The organism is Actinomadura atramentaria DSM 43919, from assembly GCF_000381885.1.
Classification (GTDB): Bacteria; Actinomycetota; Actinomycetes; order Streptosporangiales; family Streptosporangiaceae; genus Spirillospora; species Spirillospora atramentaria.
This window is the reverse complement of sequence record NZ_KB907220.1, coordinates 164,101-182,713: the sequence shown is the minus strand read 5'-3', so window position 1 is coordinate 182,713 and position 18,613 is coordinate 164,101. Positions and strand designations below refer to the sequence as shown.

16 protein-coding genes are annotated in these 18,613 nt (G+C 74.0%); 9 read left to right on the top strand and 7 right to left on the bottom strand.

The annotated features are described in order from the left end of the window. Positions 1–267 precede the first annotated feature (267 nt). From G339_RS0126295 to G339_RS0126275, 5 genes are all read left to right on the top strand, one after another. Positions 268–1,353: a sugar ABC transporter substrate-binding protein gene (locus G339_RS0126295; protein WP_019634054.1), complete on the top strand. Its 1,086-nt coding sequence runs from the start codon at positions 268–270 to the stop codon at positions 1,351–1,353. A 115-nt stretch (positions 1,354–1,468) separates the two neighbouring features. Beyond that, a complete protein-coding gene (locus G339_RS0126290) occupies positions 1,469–2,254 on the top strand; it encodes an ATP-binding cassette domain-containing protein (RefSeq protein ID WP_019634053.1) in 786 nt (261 codons plus the stop codon). 11 nt (positions 2,255–2,265) lie between these two features. Then, a complete protein-coding gene (locus tag G339_RS0126285; RefSeq protein WP_026341793.1) occupies positions 2,266–3,549 on the top strand; it encodes a sugar ABC transporter permease in 1,284 nt (427 codons plus the stop codon). A gap of 131 nt (positions 3,550–3,680) precedes the next feature. Further along, the gene (locus tag G339_RS0126280) at positions 3,681–4,475 is read left to right on the top strand and encodes an ATP-binding cassette domain-containing protein (protein ID WP_019634051.1); all 795 of its coding nucleotides are present in this window, start codon (positions 3,681–3,683) and stop codon (positions 4,473–4,475) included. Beyond that, complete coding sequence (locus G339_RS0126275; RefSeq protein WP_019634050.1) at positions 4,472–5,704, top strand: ROK family transcriptional regulator; 1,233 nt, start codon at positions 4,472–4,474, stop codon at positions 5,702–5,704. Before G339_RS0126280 ends, G339_RS0126275 begins: the two co-directional genes overlap by 4 nt. Positions 5,705–5,713: 9 nt before the next feature. Here the strand turns inward: G339_RS0126275 and G339_RS0126270 are convergent, their stop codons facing one another. Then, positions 5,714–6,250: a flavin reductase family protein gene (locus G339_RS0126270; protein WP_019634049.1), complete on the bottom strand. Its 537-nt coding sequence runs from the start codon at positions 6,248–6,250 to the stop codon at positions 5,714–5,716. Between the two features lie 370 nt (positions 6,251–6,620). Here G339_RS0126270 and G339_RS0126265 point away from each other — a divergent pair, with 370 nt between their 5' ends. Next, positions 6,621–7,799: a thiolase C-terminal domain-containing protein gene (locus tag G339_RS0126265; protein WP_019634048.1), complete on the top strand. Its 1,179-nt coding sequence runs from the start codon at positions 6,621–6,623 to the stop codon at positions 7,797–7,799. Beyond that, a complete protein-coding gene (locus G339_RS0126260; protein ID WP_019634047.1) occupies positions 7,796–8,230 on the top strand; it encodes a Zn-ribbon domain-containing OB-fold protein in 435 nt (144 codons plus the stop codon). The genes G339_RS0126265 and G339_RS0126260 overlap by 4 nt, the downstream gene beginning before the upstream one ends. Positions 8,231–8,234: 4 nt before the next feature. On the opposite strand, the gene G339_RS0126255 is transcribed toward G339_RS0126260, so the two are convergent. The 4 genes from G339_RS0126255 to G339_RS0126240 all read right to left on the bottom strand — a co-directional run bounded on the left by G339_RS0126255 (position 8,235) and on the right by G339_RS0126240 (position 13,794). Then, positions 8,235–9,905, bottom strand: coding sequence for an AMP-binding protein (locus G339_RS0126255; protein ID WP_019634046.1), 1,671 nt, complete (start codon positions 9,903–9,905; stop codon positions 8,235–8,237). A gap of 227 nt (positions 9,906–10,132) precedes the next feature. Beyond that, positions 10,133–11,455 (bottom strand): hypothetical protein, encoded by a 1,323-nt coding sequence (locus G339_RS40050; protein ID WP_205625637.1) that lies wholly within the window; start codon positions 11,453–11,455, stop codon positions 10,133–10,135. Beyond that, positions 11,452–12,519, bottom strand: coding sequence for an LLM class flavin-dependent oxidoreductase (locus G339_RS0126245; protein ID WP_019634045.1), 1,068 nt, complete (start codon positions 12,517–12,519; stop codon positions 11,452–11,454). The genes G339_RS40050 and G339_RS0126245 overlap by 4 nt, the downstream gene beginning before the upstream one ends. Before the next feature lie 108 nt (positions 12,520–12,627). Continuing rightward, complete coding sequence (locus tag G339_RS0126240) at positions 12,628–13,794, bottom strand: lysylphosphatidylglycerol synthase transmembrane domain-containing protein (protein WP_019634044.1); 1,167 nt, start codon at positions 13,792–13,794, stop codon at positions 12,628–12,630. Between the two features lie 232 nt (positions 13,795–14,026). Here G339_RS0126240 and G339_RS0126230 point away from each other — a divergent pair, with 232 nt between their 5' ends. Further along, complete coding sequence (locus G339_RS0126230; protein ID WP_051107966.1) at positions 14,027–15,145, top strand: fatty acid desaturase family protein; 1,119 nt, start codon at positions 14,027–14,029, stop codon at positions 15,143–15,145. Here the strand turns inward: G339_RS0126230 and G339_RS0126225 are convergent, their stop codons facing one another. After that, positions 15,146–16,699 (bottom strand): hypothetical protein, encoded by a 1,554-nt coding sequence (locus tag G339_RS0126225; protein ID WP_019634042.1) that lies wholly within the window; start codon positions 16,697–16,699, stop codon positions 15,146–15,148. A gap of 256 nt (positions 16,700–16,955) precedes the next feature. Between G339_RS0126225 and G339_RS0126220 the strand changes: the two genes are divergently transcribed. Then, positions 16,956–18,224, top strand: coding sequence for an alpha/beta fold hydrolase (locus G339_RS0126220; RefSeq protein ID WP_019634041.1), 1,269 nt, complete (start codon positions 16,956–16,958; stop codon positions 18,222–18,224). A 42-nt stretch (positions 18,225–18,266) separates the two neighbouring features. On the opposite strand, the gene G339_RS0126215 is transcribed toward G339_RS0126220, so the two are convergent. After that, positions 18,267–18,515, bottom strand: coding sequence for a hypothetical protein (locus G339_RS0126215; protein ID WP_019634040.1), 249 nt, complete (start codon positions 18,513–18,515; stop codon positions 18,267–18,269). Between the last annotated feature and the right edge of the window lie 98 nt (positions 18,516–18,613).

The following is an 18,613-nucleotide window of genomic DNA, read 5'->3' as shown; positions in this document are numbered from 1 at the left end:
GCCGCCGTCGCGGCCTGCCGCCCGGCCGCCGCGTTCTGCCTGGCTGCGACCGCGTCCCGCTACCGGTCCCGTCCCTCGCGCAGGTGAAGCCCGCGTTACGGGATTGTTACTGCGGACAACAAATCTGCCCGGTCCGGGGCTGGCAATCCGCGTCCGGCCGACATATGTTGCCGGGTACAACATTCAGTCGTTGTGATCTCGATCACCGGCATACCCACCCTCCCGGCCGCCCTCCCGCGGCCAGCCCCTCAGAAAGGACCCGGCCTCATGCGCAAGGCCATCCTCGGTTTCGCGGCCGTCTCCGTGGCGGCGGCCATGTCCCTCACGGCGTGCGGCGGCGACGACGATTCCGGCTCCGGGTCGGGCTCGGGCGACACCGCCAAGGGCAAGATCGGCGTGATCCTCCCGGACACCAAGTCCTCGGTCCGCTACGAGAGCTTCGACCGGCCGTTCCTGGAGCAGGCCTTCAAGGCCGCGGGCGTCAAGTACGACATCCAGAACGCCGAGGGCTCCACCCAGCGGTTCCAGACCATCGCCGACCAGATGATCACCGGCGGCGTGACCGTCCTCATCGTGGACGGCCTGGACTCCAACTCGGCCGCCGCGGTCCAGCGCAAGGCGCAGACCCAGGGCGTCAAGACGATCGACTACGACCGCCTGACCCTCGGCGGCGTGTCCGACTACTACGTGTCCTTCGACAACGTGAAGGTCGGCCAGGAGCTCGGCAAGGGCCTCCAGAAGTGCCTCGGCGACAAGAAGGCCAACATCGCCTACCTGAACGGCGCGCCGACGGACAACAACGCGACGCTCTTCGCCCAGGGCGCGCACAGCGTCCTGGACAAGGTCCCGAACTACACCAAGGTCGCCGAGCAGGCCGTCCCCGACTGGGACAACCAGAAGGCCGCCACGATCTTCGAGCAGATGTGGACCCAGCAGAAGGGCAAGATCGACGGCGTGCTCGCCGCCAACGACGGCGTCGGCAACTCCGCGATCTCGATCCTGAAGAAGAACGACGAGGCGGGCAAGGTCCCGGTCACCGGCCAGGACGCCAGCCTCCAGGGCCTGCAGAACATCCTCGACGGCACCCAGTGCATGACGGTCTACAAGCCGGTCAAGCAGGAGGCCGACGCCGCCGCCAAGCTCGCGCTGTCGGTCCTGAAGGGCGAGAAGGCCGCGACCAACGGCACCACCAACGACGCGCAGGGCAAGCGCGACGTCCCCTCGGTGCTGCTCGACCCGATCGGCGTCTTCAAGGACAACGTGAAGCAGGTCGTCGACGACGGCTTCGTCAACAAGGCCGACCTCTGCAAGGGCGCGTACGCCAAGAAGTGCGCCGACGCCGGCATCCAGTGACGAACCGCCGGTGAGCGCGCCCGCCCGCGCCCACCGGCGAACGACCCCCGCCCGGCCCCGGCGGCGGCGCTCTCGGACCGCCGCCGCCGGGGCCACCGGACCGCAAGGAGGCTCCGTGGCAGAGAACGGCGAACCCGTCCTGCGCCTGGCCGGAATCAACAAGAGCTTCGGCCCCGTCCACGTCCTGCACGACGTGGACTTCACGCTGCGCAAGGGTGAGGTGATGGCCCTCGTCGGCGACAACGGCGCGGGCAAGTCCACCCTGATCAAGTGCATCGCCGGCATCCACCCGGTCGACGGCGGCCGCATCGAGTTCGACGGCCGCGCCGTCGAGATCGGCAGCCCGCGCGACGCCGCGGAGCTCGGCATCGAGGTGGTGTACCAGGACCTCGCATTGGCCGACAATCTGGACATCGTCCAGAACATGTTCCTCGGCCGCGAGCGCACCCGGGGCCTGGTCCTCGACGAGGACTCGATGGAGGAGGCCGCGCGGGAGACCCTCGCGCGCCTCTCGGTCCGGACCGTCAAGTCCGTCCGCCAGCAGGTCGCGAGCCTGTCCGGCGGGCAGCGGCAGACCGTCGCCATCGCCAAGGCCGCGCTGTGGGACTCCAAGGTCGTCATCCTGGACGAGCCCACCGCCGCGCTCGGCGTCGCCCAGACCCGGCAGGTCCTCGACCTCGTCCGGCGGCTGGCCGACACCGGCCACGCCGTCGCGCTCATCTCGCACAACATGATCGACGTGTTCGAGGTGGCCGACCGGATCACCGCGCTCTACCTCGGCCGCGTCGCGGCGGAGGTCCGGCGCGAGGACGTGACGACCGGGCAGGTCGTCGAGCTGATCACCGCCGGCCGGTCGGGCGACCTCGGGCTCGCCCCGGCCGCCGCCGCCGAGACCATCTGATGGGGGACGCGATGTCCACTGACATCCCCACGAGCAAGGAGCCCGGCGTGAAGCTCGCCGACTCCGACTTCGCCGCCGACCGGCGCGACCTGGACGTCCGCTCGGCGGTCGGGGACTACTGGCTGCGGGTGCGGTCGGGCGACCTCGGGGCGATCCCCGCGATCCTCGGGCTCGCCGGACTGGTCGTCCTGTTCACCGCGCTGCGGCCCGAGACGTTCCTGAGCAAGGGCAACATCGCCAACCTCTGCACGCAGGCACTGCCCGTCACGATCCTGGCGATGGGCCTGGTCTTCGTCCTGCTGCTCGGCGAGATCGACCTGTCCGCGGGCGTCACCAGCGGCGTGTGCGCCGCCGTGATGGCCAAGCTGATCGTCGACTCCGGGCAGCCCTGGTACGTCGCGGTCCTGGCCGCCGTCGCGATCGGGATCGTGGTCGGCGCGGTGCTCGGCTGGCTCGTCTCGGTGGTCCGCATACCGTCGTTCGTCGTCAGCCTCGCGTTCTTCCTCGGCCTCCAGGGCGTCACGCTGCGGCTGATCGGCGAGGGCGGCACCGTCCCCGTCCACGACGACGTCATCGTCGCGCTCGCCAACAAGAACATGCCGATCTGGCTGGGCTGGGCGGCGGCCGTCGTGTGCGCCCTCGGCTACGGGCTCTCCCAGTTCCTGCGCTGGCAGCGCAAGCGCTCGCGCGGCCTGACCGGCAGCCCGGTCGAACTGGTCGCGGCCCGCGTCGCCGTCGTCGCGGTCGTCCTGCTGGCCGGCACGTACCTGCTCAGCCGGGACCGCGCGCCGAGCCCGCTGGTCACCCTCGCGGGCATCCCGTGGGGCGTGCCGCTCGTCGCGGTGCTGCTGATCATCTGCACCTTCGTCCTCGGGCGGACGTCCTTCGGCCGGCACATCTACGCCGTCGGCGGCAACGCCGAGGCCGCGCGCCGCGCCGGGATCAACGTCACCCGCATCAAGGTCTCCGCGTTCATGATCTCCTCCGCGCTCGCCGCGATCAGCGGCGTCGTGGCCGCGTCCCGGCTGAACTCGGTCGCGACCGACTCCGGCGGCGGCAACACGCTGCTGTACGCGGTCGGCGCGGCGGTCATCGGCGGGACGAGCCTGTTCGGCGGCCGCGGCCGGGCGCGCGACGCGGTCCTCGGCGGCCTCGTCATCGCGATCATCGACAACGGCCTCGGCCTGCTGGGGACGAAGGCGTACCTCAACTTCCTCATCACCGGGATCGTGCTGCTGCTCGCCGCGAGCATCGACGCCACGGCGCGCCGCCGCCGCTCCGCCGCGGGCCGATGACGTGGGGCGCCCGGCCCACGGGCGGCCCGGCGGCGCGCGCCGCCGGGCCGCCCGCCGAGCGCCCTGCTGCTAGGCTCACCGGGCAGGAGCGCGCGGCGCCGGGCGCCGCGGCACGGTGGGAGCCCCTCGCAATGTCCCTCGGCACATCCTTCGGCAGGTCCGTCGGCGCGTCCGCCCGGCCCGTCCTGGACCTGCGCGGCGTCGACAAGAGCTTCGGCCCCGTCCAGGTGCTGCACGGCGTCGACCTCACCGCCTATCCCGGCGAGGTCACCGCGCTCGTCGGCGACAACGGCGCGGGCAAGACCACGCTGGTCAAGGGCATCGGCGGCGTCCACACCTTCGACTCGGGCGAGTACCTGTTCGAGGGCCGCCCGGTCCGGCCGCGCACCCCGCGCGACGCCGCCGGGCTCGGCATCGAGGTCGTCCACCAGGACCTCGCGCTCTGCGAGAACCTCGACATCGTCGAGAACATGTTCCTCGGCCGCGAGCGCAGCAACGGCATCGCGCTGGACGAGGCGGCGATGGAGGAGGCGGCGCGGCGGACGCTGACGGGCCTGTCGGTCCGCTCCGTCGGGTCGGTGCGCCGCCGCGTGTCGGAGCTGTCGGGCGGGCAGCGGCAGACCGTCGCCATCGCCCGCGCCGTCCTGTGGGACAGCCGCGTCGTCGTGCTGGACGAGCCCGCCGCCGCGCTCGGCGTCGCGCAGACCCAGCAGGTGCTGGAGCTGGTGCGGCGGCTGGCCGACAAGGGCCTGGCGGTCGTCCTGATCTCGCACAACATGAACGACGTGTTCGCCGTCTCGGACCGGATCGTCGCGCTGTACCTCGGCCGCACCGCCGCGCAGGTCCGCACGGCCGACGTCACGCACCGGCAGGTCGTCGAGCTCATCACCTCGGGGCGCACCGGGGACCTCGGGCTGCCCGCATGAAGGCGGGGCCGTCGCCGGAGGAGATCCGCCGGCACAACCTCGGCACGCTGCTGCGGTTCGTCCATCTGCGCGGTCCCGCGTCGCGGGCGACGCTCGCGGAGTCGCTCGGGCTGAACCGCAGCACGATCATGGCGCTGACCGCCGACCTCACCGCCGCCGGGCTCGTCCGCGAGGAGCTGCCGCGCCGCCCCGGCCGCCGCGCGGGTCGGCCGTCGCTGGTGGTGCGGCCGGAGAGCACCCGGGTGTACGTGCTCGCGTTCGACGTCGGCGTGGACCGGCTCGCCGTCGCGCGCGTCGGCCTCGGCGGAACGGTCCTGGACCGGCGCAGCGCCGACCTCCCGCGCGGCGCCGTCGACCCGAACGAGCTGGTCACCGCGCTGGCGGGCGCGGCGCGGACGCTGGTGCGCAAGGCGGGCCGCGACGCGGTGTGCGTCGGCGCGGGCGTGGCGTTCCCCGGCATCGTCCGGCGCGCGGACGGACGGGTGGTGTTCGGGCCGAACATCAAGATGACCGACGTCGTCCTCGGCGACCTGCTCGCGCGGCGGCTCGGCCTCGGCGTCCCGGTGACGGTCGGGAACGACGCCGACCTCGGCGCGCTCGCCGAGCACGAGCGGGGCGCGGGCGTCGGCTGCGAGAACCTGGTCTACCTGCACGGGGACGTCGGCATCGGCGGCGGGATCATCGTCGGCGGGCGGCTGCTCGGCGGCGAGGAGGGCTTCGCGGGGGAGATCGGGCACATGATCGTCAACCCGGGCGGGCGGGCGTGCGCGTGCGGGTCGCGGGGCTGCCTCGACAGCGAGGTGGGGGAGCGGACGCTGCTGGACTACGCGGGCCGCGACCAGTCCTCGGGCCAGTCCGGGCGGGACGCGGTCCGCGCCGTGGTGGACGCCGCCGACCGGGGCGACGTCGCGGCGCGCGAGGCGCTGCACCGGGTCGGGACGTGGCTGGGCTTCGCGGTCGCCAACCTCGTCAACGTGTTCAACCCCGGGATGGTGATCTTCGGGGGGACGCTGCGGGACGTCTACCTGGGCTCGGCGGCCCAGGTCCGCAGCATGGTCGCGACGGGCGCGCTGGCCGCGCCGCGCGACCGGGTGCGGCTGCGCACCGCCGAGCTGGGCGACGACGCGACGCTCACCGGCGCGGCGGAGTTCGCGTTCGCCGAGGTGCTCGCGGACCCGCTGCAGGTGCTGGCGCGGCTGCGCGAGCCGGAGGGGACGCCCGTCCCCTGACCGCGCGGGTCAGCCGTCGAAGCCGCCGTAGCCGCCGCGGTAGAAGACCAGCGGCTCGTCGTCGTGGTGGACGTCGAGGTCCAGGACGCGCGCGACGACGATGACGTGGTCGCCCGCGACGTGCTCCTGCTCGACGGCGCACTCGATCCAGGCCAGCGCGCCGTCGATGACCGGGCCGCCCGAGGGCGCGCTCGACCAGGTGAGCCCCGCGAACTTCGCCGCGCCCTTGGCGGCGAGCTGGCGGCAGACGTGCTCCTGCCGCTGGCCGAGGATGTTGACGCACACCGTCTCCGCCCGGCGCAGGACCGGCCACGTGCTGCTGGTGTGCGCGACGCAGAACGCGACGAGCGGCGGGTCCAGCGACACCGACGTGAACGAGTTCGCGGCGAGGCCGGTCGGCAGCCCGCCGACCGGGTCGATCCCGGCGACGGCGACGACGCCGGTCGCGAACCGGCCGAGGACGGACCGGAACCGCGCCTGGTCGGCGGTCGCGCCGGACGCGACGGGGGAGAGGGGGGTCGGGGCGTTGCCGTTCGGCGAGTGCATGGGGGGTCCCGTTCTGTGGGCCGTTCGCTCGGACACCGATCGGGAGGTCGCGCCGTGATCGGGGGCGGGCGCCGTCGCGGCTGTCGCTGCGGTCGCGCCGTCGGCCATGATCTGTCCTCTTTTCTTAGCCAAGCGCTTGCTTGGACGATAGGGCGGCCCCGAACGGGGTGTCAAGCCGGGGGGAACGTCCGGCTCTTTCTCGTATTGAAGCTTGCACACGTCAACCGGTGAACGGCCGGGTTCCCTTCCCGGACGGGCGCATCTCGGTCCAAGGTCCCGGTCGCGGCTCGGTCCGGGGACGGAGTGCGTTGACGGCCGCGACCCGCTCCGGTTATCTTCGGCCAAGCGCTTGCTTGCCTAGGGAGGGCCCGTGACCGGCTTCCGCGACCGGACCGCCGTCGTCGGCGTCGGCTACACGCCGTTCAGCAAGGACTCGGGCGTCTCCACGCTGACCCTCGCAGTCCAGGCGGTCCTGGCCGCGCTGGACGACGCCGGCCTCACCGTCGAGGACGTCGACGGCCTGGCCACCCACCGCGTCGGGGACTCCACGCCGCCGTGGGTCGTCGCGCCCGCGCTCGGCGTCCCCGAGGTGACCTGGTACCTCGACCAGTTCGGCGGCGGCAGCGTCTCGCACGGCGTCGTCGCGCAGGCCGCGATGGCCGTCGCGTCCGGCGCCGCGCGGACCGTCGTCTGCTACCGGGCGATCAACGCGCGGTCGGAGTTCCGGATGGGCGGCACCGGGCGCGCGCCCGCGCCCGTCTTCGACGCCCAGTACCAGGCGCCCTACGGCCACTTCGCGCCGCCGCAGCAGTTCGCGATGGCGGCGCGCGCCCACATGAACGCCTACGGGACGACGCACGAGCAGTTCGGCCGCGTCGCCGTCACCCAGCGCGCCAACGCCGCGAAGAACCCGCGCGCGCTGAAACGCGACCCGATCACGCTGGACGACTACCTGGCGTCCCGCTGGATCGCCGAACCGCTGCGGCTCCTGGACTGCTGCCTGGAGACGGACGGCGCGTGCGCGGTCGTCGTCACCTCGCGCGAACGCGCCCGGGACCTGCGCGCCGCACCGGTCCTGATCTCCGGCGCGGCGTGGGGCGGCGGCGACTCCTACTTCTCCGGCGCGGGCTCGGGCGCGGGCGGCCGGACGGACCTCACCGTCACCGAGGCCGCGCGGATGGCGCCCCGGCTGTACGCGTCGGCGGGCGTCGGCCCGGCCGACATCGACGTCGCCGAACTGTACGACTGCTTCACCTACTCGGTCGTCGTGCAGTTGGAGGACTACGGGTTCTGCGCGAAGGGGGAGGGCGGGCCGTTCGTCGAGTCCGGCGCGACCGCCCCGGGCGGCGCGCTGCCCGTCAACACCCACGGCGGATTCCTGTCCGAGGGCTACGTCCACGGCGTCAACCACATCGCGGAGGCCGTCGCGCAACTGCGCGGGACGGCCGGGAACCGCCAGGTCAGCGGCGCGGAGGTCGCGTTGTCCACAGCCCAGCCGGGATTTGTGCTCGCGGGCACGTCGGCGCTCATCCTGAGGAGGGACGCGTGAGTCTCGACGGACGGCCCCGCCCCGGGGAGGACCGCGACTCCGCGCCCTGGTGGAAGGCGGTGCGCGAACATGAGCTCCTGGTCCAGGAATGCGGTGACTGCGGTCGGCCGCGTTTTCCGGCGCGCGCGGTGTGCAACCGCTGCCGGTCGCTCGCGTGGACGTGGCGGCGGTCGCGCGGCACCGGCCGCGTCTACAGCTGGGTCGTCAACCACCGCGCGTTCCTGCCGGGCCTCGCCGACGAGGTTCCGTACACGGTGGTCCTGGTCCGGCTGGACGAGGGCGCCGAGCACGACGACGACCTGCTCTTCTACGGCGACCTCGTGGACTTCGACGCGGCGGAGCTGCGCGAGGGGCTGCCCGTGGAGGCGGTGTTCACCGACGTCCCCGGCGAGCCCGCCACCACGCTCGTGCGGTGGCGGCCCCGCCGCTGACGGGCTACGCCTGCTCGGCTCGGCGGCGCAGCGCCTGGCGGTCCACCTTGCCGTTGGCGTTCAGCGGCAGCGCGGTCAGCCCGACCACCCGGCGCGGCACCTTGTAGTTGGCCATGTTCTCGCGCGCCCACGCGGTGATCCCGGCCGCGTCCAGCTCCGTGCCCGGCGGCGGGACGACGAACGCCCAGGCGACCTCACCGGCGCGGTCGTCCGGCCGTCCGATCACGGCGACCTCGCCGACGAGCCCGCAGCGCAGCAGCAGGCTCTCGATCTCGGCGGGGTAGGCGTTGAAGCCCGAGGAGATGAACATCTCCTTCTTGCGGTCGACGATCGCGAGGTTGCCGTGCTCGTCCAGCGTGCCGATGTCGCCTGTGTGCAGCCAGCCGTCGGCGTCCACGGCCTCGGCGGTGCGCTCCGGGTCGCGCCAGTAGCCGCGCATCACGCCGTAGCCGCCGACCAGGATCTCGCCGGGCGTTCCGGGCGGCAGGTCGCGGCCGTCGTCGCCGGTGACGCGCAGCGTCACGCCGGGCATGGCGCGGCCCGTCGTCGCGGCGACGACCTCCACCGGGTCTCCGGCGCGCGTCATCGACACGACCGTGCCCTCCATCAGCCCGTACGCGTTGATCATCCGCTCCAGGCCGACCCGGTCCACCAGCCGCCGGATCAGCTCCGGCGGCACGGCGGCTGCGCCGCAGATCGCCACCCGCAGCGACGCCAGGTCCCGGTCCCCGATCTCCTCCAGGACGCGGAAGAACATCGGCGGCGCGCCCGCGAGCACGCTCACCCGGTGCCGCTCGATCAGGTCGAGCAGCGCGTCCGGCCGGAACACCGCGACCGGCGTCATCGTGGCCCGCCGCAGCACGCACGCCAGCAGCCCGGCGTTGAGCCCGAACCCGTGCGAGAACGGCGCGATCACGGGATAGCGGTCACCCGGCCCGAGCGTGACGACCTCCGCCCAGTCCCAGTAACCGCGCAGCAGTTGCTCGTGGTGGAGCATCACGCCCTTGGGATCGCCGGTGGTCCCCGACGTCGCCATGATCTCCGCGAGGTCGTCCGACCCGACCGCCAGCGCCCGCCGCTCGGCCTCGTCCACCCCCACACGCGCGCCGTCCGCGAGAAAGGAGTCCCAACCGATCACCCCGACCACGCGACCCGCACCGCCAGTGCCGTCCGCACCGCCGGTGCCGATCGCGCTGTTGGGTCGGGTTGCGCTGCCGGGTCGGGTTGCGTTGTTCAGGAGGACGACGTGTCGCAGGTCGGGGAGTTCGGGGAAGTCCGGGCCGCCGGTGGCGGCGGCGAGCATGGACAGGTAGGAGGTGTCCATGAAGCCTTCGGCGACGAGCAGTATCCGCGCGCCCGTCGCGCGGAGCTGCGCGGCCGCCTCCAGGCCGCGGAACCGGGTCGAGACCGGCGTGACGATCGCCCCGGCGTCCCAGACGCCGAACGCGGCGACCACCCAGTCCGGCGTGTTCGGGGCCCACAGCGCGACGCGGTCGCCGGGCACGGCCCCGGCCGCGAGCAGCGCCCGCGCGACGTCCCGCGCTCGCGCGCGCAGCCCGGCCAGGGTCAGCCGGACGCCGTCCGCCGCGACGACGACGGCGTCGCCGTACCGGTCGGCCCGGTCCCGGAGCATCCGCGGGATCGTCCCCCAGCCGGGGACGGGTCGCATCTCCATCTCGCCTCCTCGCGCGCACCACCACGCCCTGCGGGTGCCGTGCCGCGTCCGTGCGGCGCTCGTGCGGTGTCCGTGCGGCGCTCGTGCCGCGTCCGTGCCGCGTCCGTGCCGCGTCCGTGCCGCGTCCGTGCCGCGTCCGTGCCGCGTCCGTGCCGCGTCCGTGCGGTGTCCGGGTCGCGGGGGTGGCTCGCGGTGCGGGGATCGTCGGGCTTGTCGGGTTCGTTGGGTCAGGCGAGGGCCGCGCGGTCGCGGCCGAGGTGGTGGCCGCGTGCGTCGGTGACCGTGCCGGGGGCGCGTTCCTCGACGACCTCGTCCGCCACGACCACGTCGATCGCGACGGGCGTGAGCGCGTAGAGGGCCTGCGCGATACGCCCCTTCCACATCGGGTTGCGCACGAGCGTGTCCCGGTTGAAGGACACGTGCAGCGCCGCCGCGTCGAGCGTCCCGTCGCGGGAGATCCGCAGGTCCCACCGGGTCACGCCGTCGATCCGCGCCAGCGCGGCCTCGATCGCGGGCAGCGAGACCCACCGCCCCCGGATCAGCACGTGCTCCCCGACGGTGTGCCGCGGCACGGGCACCCCACCCCCACCCCGACCCGCAGCACCGCCCGCAGCACCGCCCGCAGCGCCGCCTGTGGCACCGCCCGCAGCGCCGCCCGCGGTGGCGCTTGCGGGGCCGCCTGCGGTGCCGCCCGTGGTCCCGTTCAGCGTGCTGCCCGTGGCACGGCCTGGATGATCGCCCGTGTCGCCGCCCGCGTCACCGGCCCGGGCGTCGCCCGCAGCGCCGCCGGTGGCACCGCTCGGGTCGCCCCCCGCGGTGCCGTTCTGGGGGTCGGCGGTGAGGCGGGTGGCGTGGCCCGTGCGGAGGGTCGAGGCGGCGTGGGTCGAGTGCCAGGTCGGCGTGAGGACCAGTTCAGCCGTGCCGTTAGGGAAGGGCGGGTCCAGGAGCGCGTCCTTGTCCGGGTGCGCGAGGGCTAGGAGGCCGTCGCGGACGGGGGTCAGCGTCGGGTCGGACGGGTCGCGCCAGGCGATCGGGACGCCGAAGAACGGGTCCGCGTACAGCTCGCGCACCCGCGCGTCGAACTCGGCGGCGAGCTGCGCCGCCGTGCCCGGCGTCGGGATCTCCCCGACGATCAGCAGGTTCTCCAGCTCCAGGTCGAGGGGGTCGAGCAGGAACTCCAGGTGCAGCCGCGCGAGGAAGTCCATCGCGCCGGTCGGCGTCGCGATCAGCGTCGTGGCCCCGACCGCCTCCAACGCCGTGTGCAGGCGCAGCCGTCCGCGCGGTCCGACCGTCGCGGCGGCCTCGGCGATGTCGGAAGCGGCCAGCGCCAGCGGCGTCCCGGCGGGCTCGCCGTCGTCGCCGAGCGCGACCACGACGCGGTCCCGCGCGCCGATCCCGGCGGCGCGCAGCGTCTCGGCCGTCAGCTCGCGCGCGGCGGCGAGGTCGGCGGCGGCGAGGGGCGCGACCAGCCCGCCCTCGGGGGAGACGCGCAGCAGCCCGGCCGCCCGGTGCCCGGCGGGGAAGCCCGCGCGGGTGAGCCAGCCGCTCACCGCGCCACCTCCCGCATGAACAGCTCCATCGCGGCGCACACCCGGTCGTGGGCGAGCCCGCCGACCTGCACCTGGAGGATCAGGTCGGTGGCCCCGGCGGCCTCGATGCGCTCGACGGCCTTGCGTGATCCGGCGACGTCGTCGATGACGACCATCGTCTCGTCGCGCAGCACGGCCATCGCCTCCTCGGGCGGCATCGCGACGGCCTGCTGGCCGAGGACGCGGTGCGTGGCGTGCCGCGCGTCGGTGTACCCGGGCGGCGCGACGAGGTTGATCTGGCGGCGCAGGTACCAGAGCACCGCGTCGGCGGCGGTCTCGACGGCCTCGTCCCGGGTCGGCGCGACGTGCCAGGGGATCATCAGCGCGATCCGCCGCGTCGCGGGGTCGAACCCGCGCTCGGCGAGGCGTTCCTTGTAGGCGGCGATGTCGGCGGCGACCTCGTCCAGGCCCTTGAGCATCGTCATGCCGAGCAGGTGGTGGCCCTGGTCGGCGGCGGCGAGGTACCCGTCCAGCGAGGTCGACGCGACCCAGACGGGCGGGTGCGGTTCCTGCACCGGGCGCGGGTACACGGACACGTCGGGGATCTCGAAGTGGTCCGCGGAGCGCGTGACCGGGCGGCCGTCCGCGTTCCAGATCGCCAGGACGGCCTCCAGCGACTCCTCCCACAGCCGCCGCGACTGCTCGAAGGGCCGCTGGAACGCCTGGTACTCCAGCGGTGACGCGCCCCGCCCGGTGCCGAACTCGACGCGGCCCCCGCTGATCACGTCGAGCGTCGCGACGCGCTCGGCCGTCCGGATCGGCGACTGGAACGGCAGCAGCACGACGCCGAGCCCCAGCCGGATGCGCTCGGTCCGCTGCGACAGCCCGGCGAGGACGAGGTCGGGCGCCGACGAGTGCGAGAACCCGCGCGTGAAGTGGTGCTCGACGAACCAGGCGGTGTCGTAGCCGAGCCGGTCCGCCCGCTCGACCTGGTCCATCACGTTCGCGAACGCCCGCCGTTCGACCTCGCGGGACCGGCCGCGCACCTCCAGTTCGTACCCCAGGCTGATCCGTAGGGACGTCATCGCGCCTCCGTGGTGCTCCGCTGCGACAATTAACCAAGCGCTCGCTTGGGAGCGTAACAGCGAGACCAGCACCGGACAACCCCGCCCGGGGCCGCCGCGGGGGGAACGTCAGGGCTGCCGGGCTTCGGCGGACGTCGGCAGCGGCGCGCCCGGATACAGCGCCCCGAACGGCGCGGTCGCCGCCAGGGTCGCGCGCCCCGCCCAGCCGAGGGCGGCCCGCGCCCGCGCGGGCACCCGCGCGCCCTCGTTCAGCACCAGCCACGCCAGCCAGCCCGCCGCGACGATCGCCCAGTAGGACGCGAGCCGGTACACCGCGACCGCCGCCGCGGCCGGCGCGAACGCCGCGCCGAGCGCGACCAGCGACGCCGCCATGCTGCTCTCGATCGCGCCGAGCCCGCCGGGCAGGATCGGCAGCGCGCTGCCCGCCGCCTGCGCCGCGAAGTACACGAGCGCCGTCGAGACCGGCGAGACGCCGACGCCGACCGCCTGTGCCGCCGCGTACAGCGCGAGGATGTCGAAGACCCAGTTCAGGACGGCCAGCACCAGCAGCGCGCCCCAGTCGCGGCGCGTCGGCCGCAGCAGCGCGAACCCGTCGCGCAACCGGATCGCCCACGGCTTGATCCTGGGGTGCCCGGCGACCGCGAGCGCCGCCCGGCGCGCGAGCCGAGCCAGCCGCACGCGGGGCCCGGGCCGCGCGAGCGCCGCGCCCGCCGCCAACGCCAGCGCGGCCGGGACGGTCAGCCCCGCCAGCGCGAACGTCCGGGCGTGCGGGTCGGCGAGCAGCGCGACGAGCCCGACGACGGTGTACGCGGTGGTCGTCACGACCCCGCCGAGGATGATCACGGCCGTCGCCAGCCGCGCGGACGCGCCCCCGCGCCGGAACTGCCGGAACGTGTAGACGACGCTGACGGCCGGCCCGGCGGGCAGCGTCGTGGACAGCGCGTTGCCCGCGAACGTGATCGCCGCCGCGCGCCGCCGCGACATCCGCAGCCCGCCGATGCGCAGCAGCCGCCGCTGGAGCCGCGCGAACATGGCCATCGACGCGACCGCTCCGGCCGCGACGACGAGCAGCCACTCGGGCCGCGCGCCGGACACCGAGTCCCACAGCGCGCCGGGTTCGGGCAGTTCCGCGTAGACGAACGGCACCGCCGCGAGCAGTCCGAGGGCCATCGCCCAGTGCAGGACGCGGCCGAGCCGGGACGTCCGCCGCGGCTCGGGAACGGGCGGCTCGGCGTCCGTCAGGGGAGGGTCGGGTGCCGTTGACGCCTCGGTCATCGTCCGGTCACCTCGCAAGCTCGCCCGAAGACGGGAACCCTTGCCAGATTCAGGTCATTCCCGTTTCCAGGCTAAGAAACCGTCACGATAAGGACGGCCGCGTGGCGGACGTGACGTTCGTTGTCATCGGGCTGACAGAGCCCGCCCGCATCTCTTGGGTTCACCGCGAGACCGGGGAAACGGCCCGCGCGTAGCGTGGAACGCCGTACCGCCCGAACGGAGCCCTGATTCCATGCCGACGAGCACCCCGACTCCCGTGCCGACGCCGACGAGCGGCAGGCTCACCCCCGCCGACCACGAGCGCATCGCCGCCGAGCTGGACGCGCTGCGCGTGGAGGTCGTCGGTTCGCTGGGCGCCCGCGACGCCGCCTACATCCGGCGGCTGATCGCGGTCCAGCGCGGCCTGGACGTATCCGGCCGCATCCTCCTGCTCGCCGGGCGCAAGCGCGCGTTCTGGCTGGCCGGGACGGCGACGCTGGCGCTGGCCAAGATCCTCGAGAACATGGAGATCGGCCACAACGTCATGCACGGCCAGTGGGACTGGATGCGCGACCCCAAGATCCACTCCACGACGTGGGAGTGGGACGCCGCGTGCCCGTCCGCCCAGTGGAAGCACTCCCACAACGTCGTCCACCACACGTACACCAACGTGCTCGGCAAGGACCGCGACGTGGGCTACAGCATCCTGCGCGTGACGCCGGAGCAGGAGTGGCACCCGATCTTCCTGGCGCAGCCGTTCTACAACGTGCTGCTCGCGCTCACCTACGAGTACGGCATCGCGGTGTACGACCTGGACCCGGTGGCCGTCCAGGAGGGCCGCAAGCCCCAGGAGGAGTTCGACCGCCAGCTCCGCGAGATCGGCCGCAAGATCGGCCGCCAGGCCGCCAAGGACTACCTGATGTTCCCGCTGCTCGCCGGGAAGGGCTTCCTGCCCGCGATGCTGGGCGCGCTGGCCGCCAACACGATCCGCAACGTGTGGGCGCACACGATCATCTTCTGCGGCCACTTCCCGTCCGACGTCGAGGTGTTCCCCGAGGAGCGCCTGGAGGGCGAGACGCGCGGTGAGTGGTACGTCCGGCAGATCACCGGCTCGGCCAACATCTCCGGCGGCAAGCTGTTCCAGATCCTCAACGGCAACCTCGGGCACCAGATCGAGCACCACGTGTTCCCGGACGTGCCCAGCAACCGGTACGCGGAGATCGCGCCGCGCATCCGCGACCTGTGCGCCCGGTACGACCTGCCGTACCGCACAGGCCGGCTGTCGCGGCAGGCCGCGAGCACGTGGGGGAAGATCCTGCGGCTGTCGCTGCCGCCGAAGGGCGCGGTGCGCGCTCGGCGGCAGCGCGCCTGATCAGGGGGTGTCGCGGATCGCGGCGATGCCGCCGACGATTCCGACGTAGCCCGTCCCGTCCGGTCCGATCGTGATCGGCGCCCAGTTGTTGTCGTACCACTTGCCGGTACCGGTGAGGACCTTGTAGACCGTCCGGCCGGTGTGGACGTCCACGGCGGTGAAGTACCAGGCGTCGATCAGGTCGTTGCGCGGTTCCTTGGTGTAGAGGTACAGCAGCCCGGCCGGGACGGACGCCTTCGCGACGGTGGACGGCGACCGCTCCGCACTCGTCCAGGCGGTCGTGCAGCCGTGCGCGGCGGCGTCAATCCGGCTGACGCCGCCGGTCGACGAGCCGCCCGGCGGCAGCTCCACGAAGTTGCGGTAGCCGTGGTTGTTCTCCACGAACAGGCTGCGCCCGTACCCGACGAGCGAGTTGTCCGTCGCGGACGCGCCGCTCCCGAACACCGGCACCGAGCACACCCGCGCCCCGTCGCGGGCGCGCAGGACGAGCACGTGCATCCGGTCGTCGGCGTTGTCGGTGATCGCGACGAGCCCGTTCCCGAAGAACGTCGGCGTCGTGCCCGACCCCTGGTCGATCTGCCCCGACTTGCGGCCGGTGCCCCGGTCGTAGGCGCGCCGCCAGGCCGTCGCGGGCGTGCCGTCCGCGCCCGCGCGCAGCAGGTACAGGGCGTGGTCGGAGACCACCGAGACGCCCTCGGCGGACGCGGCGAACGAGTTCTGGATCTGCTCGCCCGGCAGCCGCGTCGCCCGGACGCGGCCCGTCGCCGGGTCGATCGTCCCGATCCGCCCGCCCCGCGTGATCCACCAGATCAGCCCGGTCCAGTCGGGGCCGACGGCGGTGATCGGGTCGCACTCGCCCTTCGGCCACGGGTTCGTCCACGTCGCGCAGTCGTGCGGGACGTAGGAGGAGAGGTCCCAGTCGTCGGTGACGCGGAACTTCCACGCGCCGTCCGCGCCCTTCTCGTGCGCGAACCGGCGGACGTGGAACGCCGAGTCCGCCAGCACCGCGCGGTCCTGGTCGTCCAGGTAGTAGTACGCGCCGCCGGACGTGTCGGTGAGAACCTTGTCCAGGTCCAGGCCGAACACCGCCTGGACGGTCGAGGGGCGCGGCGGCAGCGGGAACGTCGCCAGATCCTTCAGCGTCGCCGGGTCCATCAGCCGCAGCTCGAAGTTCTGCCCGCGCGTGCATTGCGCGACGATCAGACCGGTGCGCTTCGCGAACGTCACCGTCGAGCACAGGCCCGGCAGCAGCCCGCCGGCCTTCGCCTCGGCCGTGACCTTCGGGTTCCGGCCGAGCGGCCCGAGGAACGGGTAAGTGTCGGACGCGTAGCTGTCGGCGTGCATCGAGGACAGCCCGACCGGCCCCTGGTGCGGGTTCGCGGGGACCGGGTCGCCCGCCAGCGGCTTCGGCGTCGCGGGGCCGCCGATGTAGGCGGGCACGAACCCGCGCCCCGGCCCGTCCGGCGGCGGCGCGGCGGACGCGGGGGAGGCGGGGGAGGCGGCGGACAGGAGCACGAGCCCGGCGGCGCACGCCGCCGCGAAGGAGCGGAGCAACGAATCTCCTACTGAATCAGTGGGGATTTATCCGGCCGATCATAGGCGGCCCGTCCGCGCCCGACACGGGTGATCCGCCCCACACCCGATCATGACGGTCCATCGCCCCGCAGACCAGGCCCCGGTGACGACGGAGCGCCGGACCCGCTCGCGTCCCGGCACCGGACGCCGACCACGGTGACCCGCTGGACCACCCCGACCGCCGGTCGTGACCCCGGCGGCGCGGACGGGCCCGGCGGCGGGACATAGTGGGAGCATGGCCGTCACGTTCCGCAGGCCCGGTTATGTCTGCACCGACCACTTCATCGACGTCCCGCTCGACCACGGCGACCCCGCCGGACCGACGATCGAGGTGTACGCCCGCGAGGTCGTCGCACCCGGACGCGAGCACGACGACCTGCCCCGGCTGCTGTTCCTCCAGGGCGGCCCCGGCCACCGCGCCGCGCGCCCCGGCGACGGCGTCGCCTGGCTCGACCGGGCGCTGCGCGACTACCGCGTCGTCCTGCTCGACCAGCGCGGCACCGGCCGCAGCACGCCCGCGACCCGGCAGACGCTCCCCGAAGACCCCGCCGAGGCCGCCGCTCACCTGGCGCACTTCCGCGCCGACTCCATCGTCCGCGACGCCGAACTGCTGCGCGCCCGCCTCAGCGGCGACCGGCCGTGGAGCGTCCTCGGCCAGAGCTTCGGCGGCTTCTGCACGGTCACGTACCTGTCGCTCGCGCCCGAGGGACTGCGCGAGGCGTTCATCACCGGCGGCCTGCCCAGCCTCACCGCCACCGCCGACGACGTGTACCGCGCCGCATACCCGCGCGTCCTGGCCGCCAACGACCGCTACTTCGCGCGCTACCCCGCCGACGCCGATCTCGCCCGCCGCGTCGCCGACCGCCTCGCCGCGCACGACGAGCGGCTGCCCGGCGGCGACCGCCTCACCGCGCGGCGCTTCCAGACGCTCGGCGCGCTGTTCGGCTCGTCCGCGAGCTTCGACGCGCTGCACTACCTGCTCGAAGAGGCGTTCCTGCCGTCCGGCGCGCTGTCGGACGCGTTCCTGCGCCGTGCGGACGCGGCCCTGTCCTACGCGACGCAGCCGCTCTACGCCGTGCTCCACGAACCGATCTACGCGCAGGGCGCGGCGACGCGCTGGGCCGCCGAGCGCGTCCGCGCCGAGTTCCCCGCCTTCGACGCGGACGCGGGCGGCCCGCTCCGCTTCACCGGCGAGATGATCTACCCCTGGCTGTTCGACGAGGACCCGGCCCTGCGCCCACTCCGCGACTGCGCCGACCTGCTCGCCGCCCGCGACGCCTGGCCCGCGCTCTACGACGCCGACCGGCTCGCGGCCAACACCGTCCCCGTCGCCGCCGCGATCTACTACGACGACCTGTACGTGGACCGCGACGACTCCGTCGAGACCGCCCGCGCGATCCGGGGCCTGCGCCCGTGGATCACCAGCGAGTACGCGCACAACGGCCTGTCCGCCGACGCCCGCGTCCTCGACCGGCTCATCGCGACGGTCCGCGGCGAGGTCTGACCCCGGCCCGGCGCGGCCCCCGGGGACCGCGCGGGGCCGGGCTCACCGCTCCTTCGCGCCCGCCCCGGCGTCGTCCGTGCGCAGCCAGCGCGGGGCCGGCGCCTCCGCGACGCGGACCAGCTCCTCGACCTTCGCCGCGACGCGCGCCAGGTCCGCCCGCGCGACCGACGCGTCCGCCTTGGCCGCCAGCGCCTGCCGCCGCGCCTCGTCCCGCTCCGACCGCAGCCGGGCGATCTGCTCCCGGTACACCGCCTGGAGCTCGTCGAGACCGCGCGCCTCTCCTACCGCCATGTGTGGTACCTCCCCCGAAGTCCCTTCCCTGGCAGGTTAACGCGGCGGACCCCCGGGAAGGTTTCCGCCCCGCCGTACCGGGCCGGTCGGCGGGACGG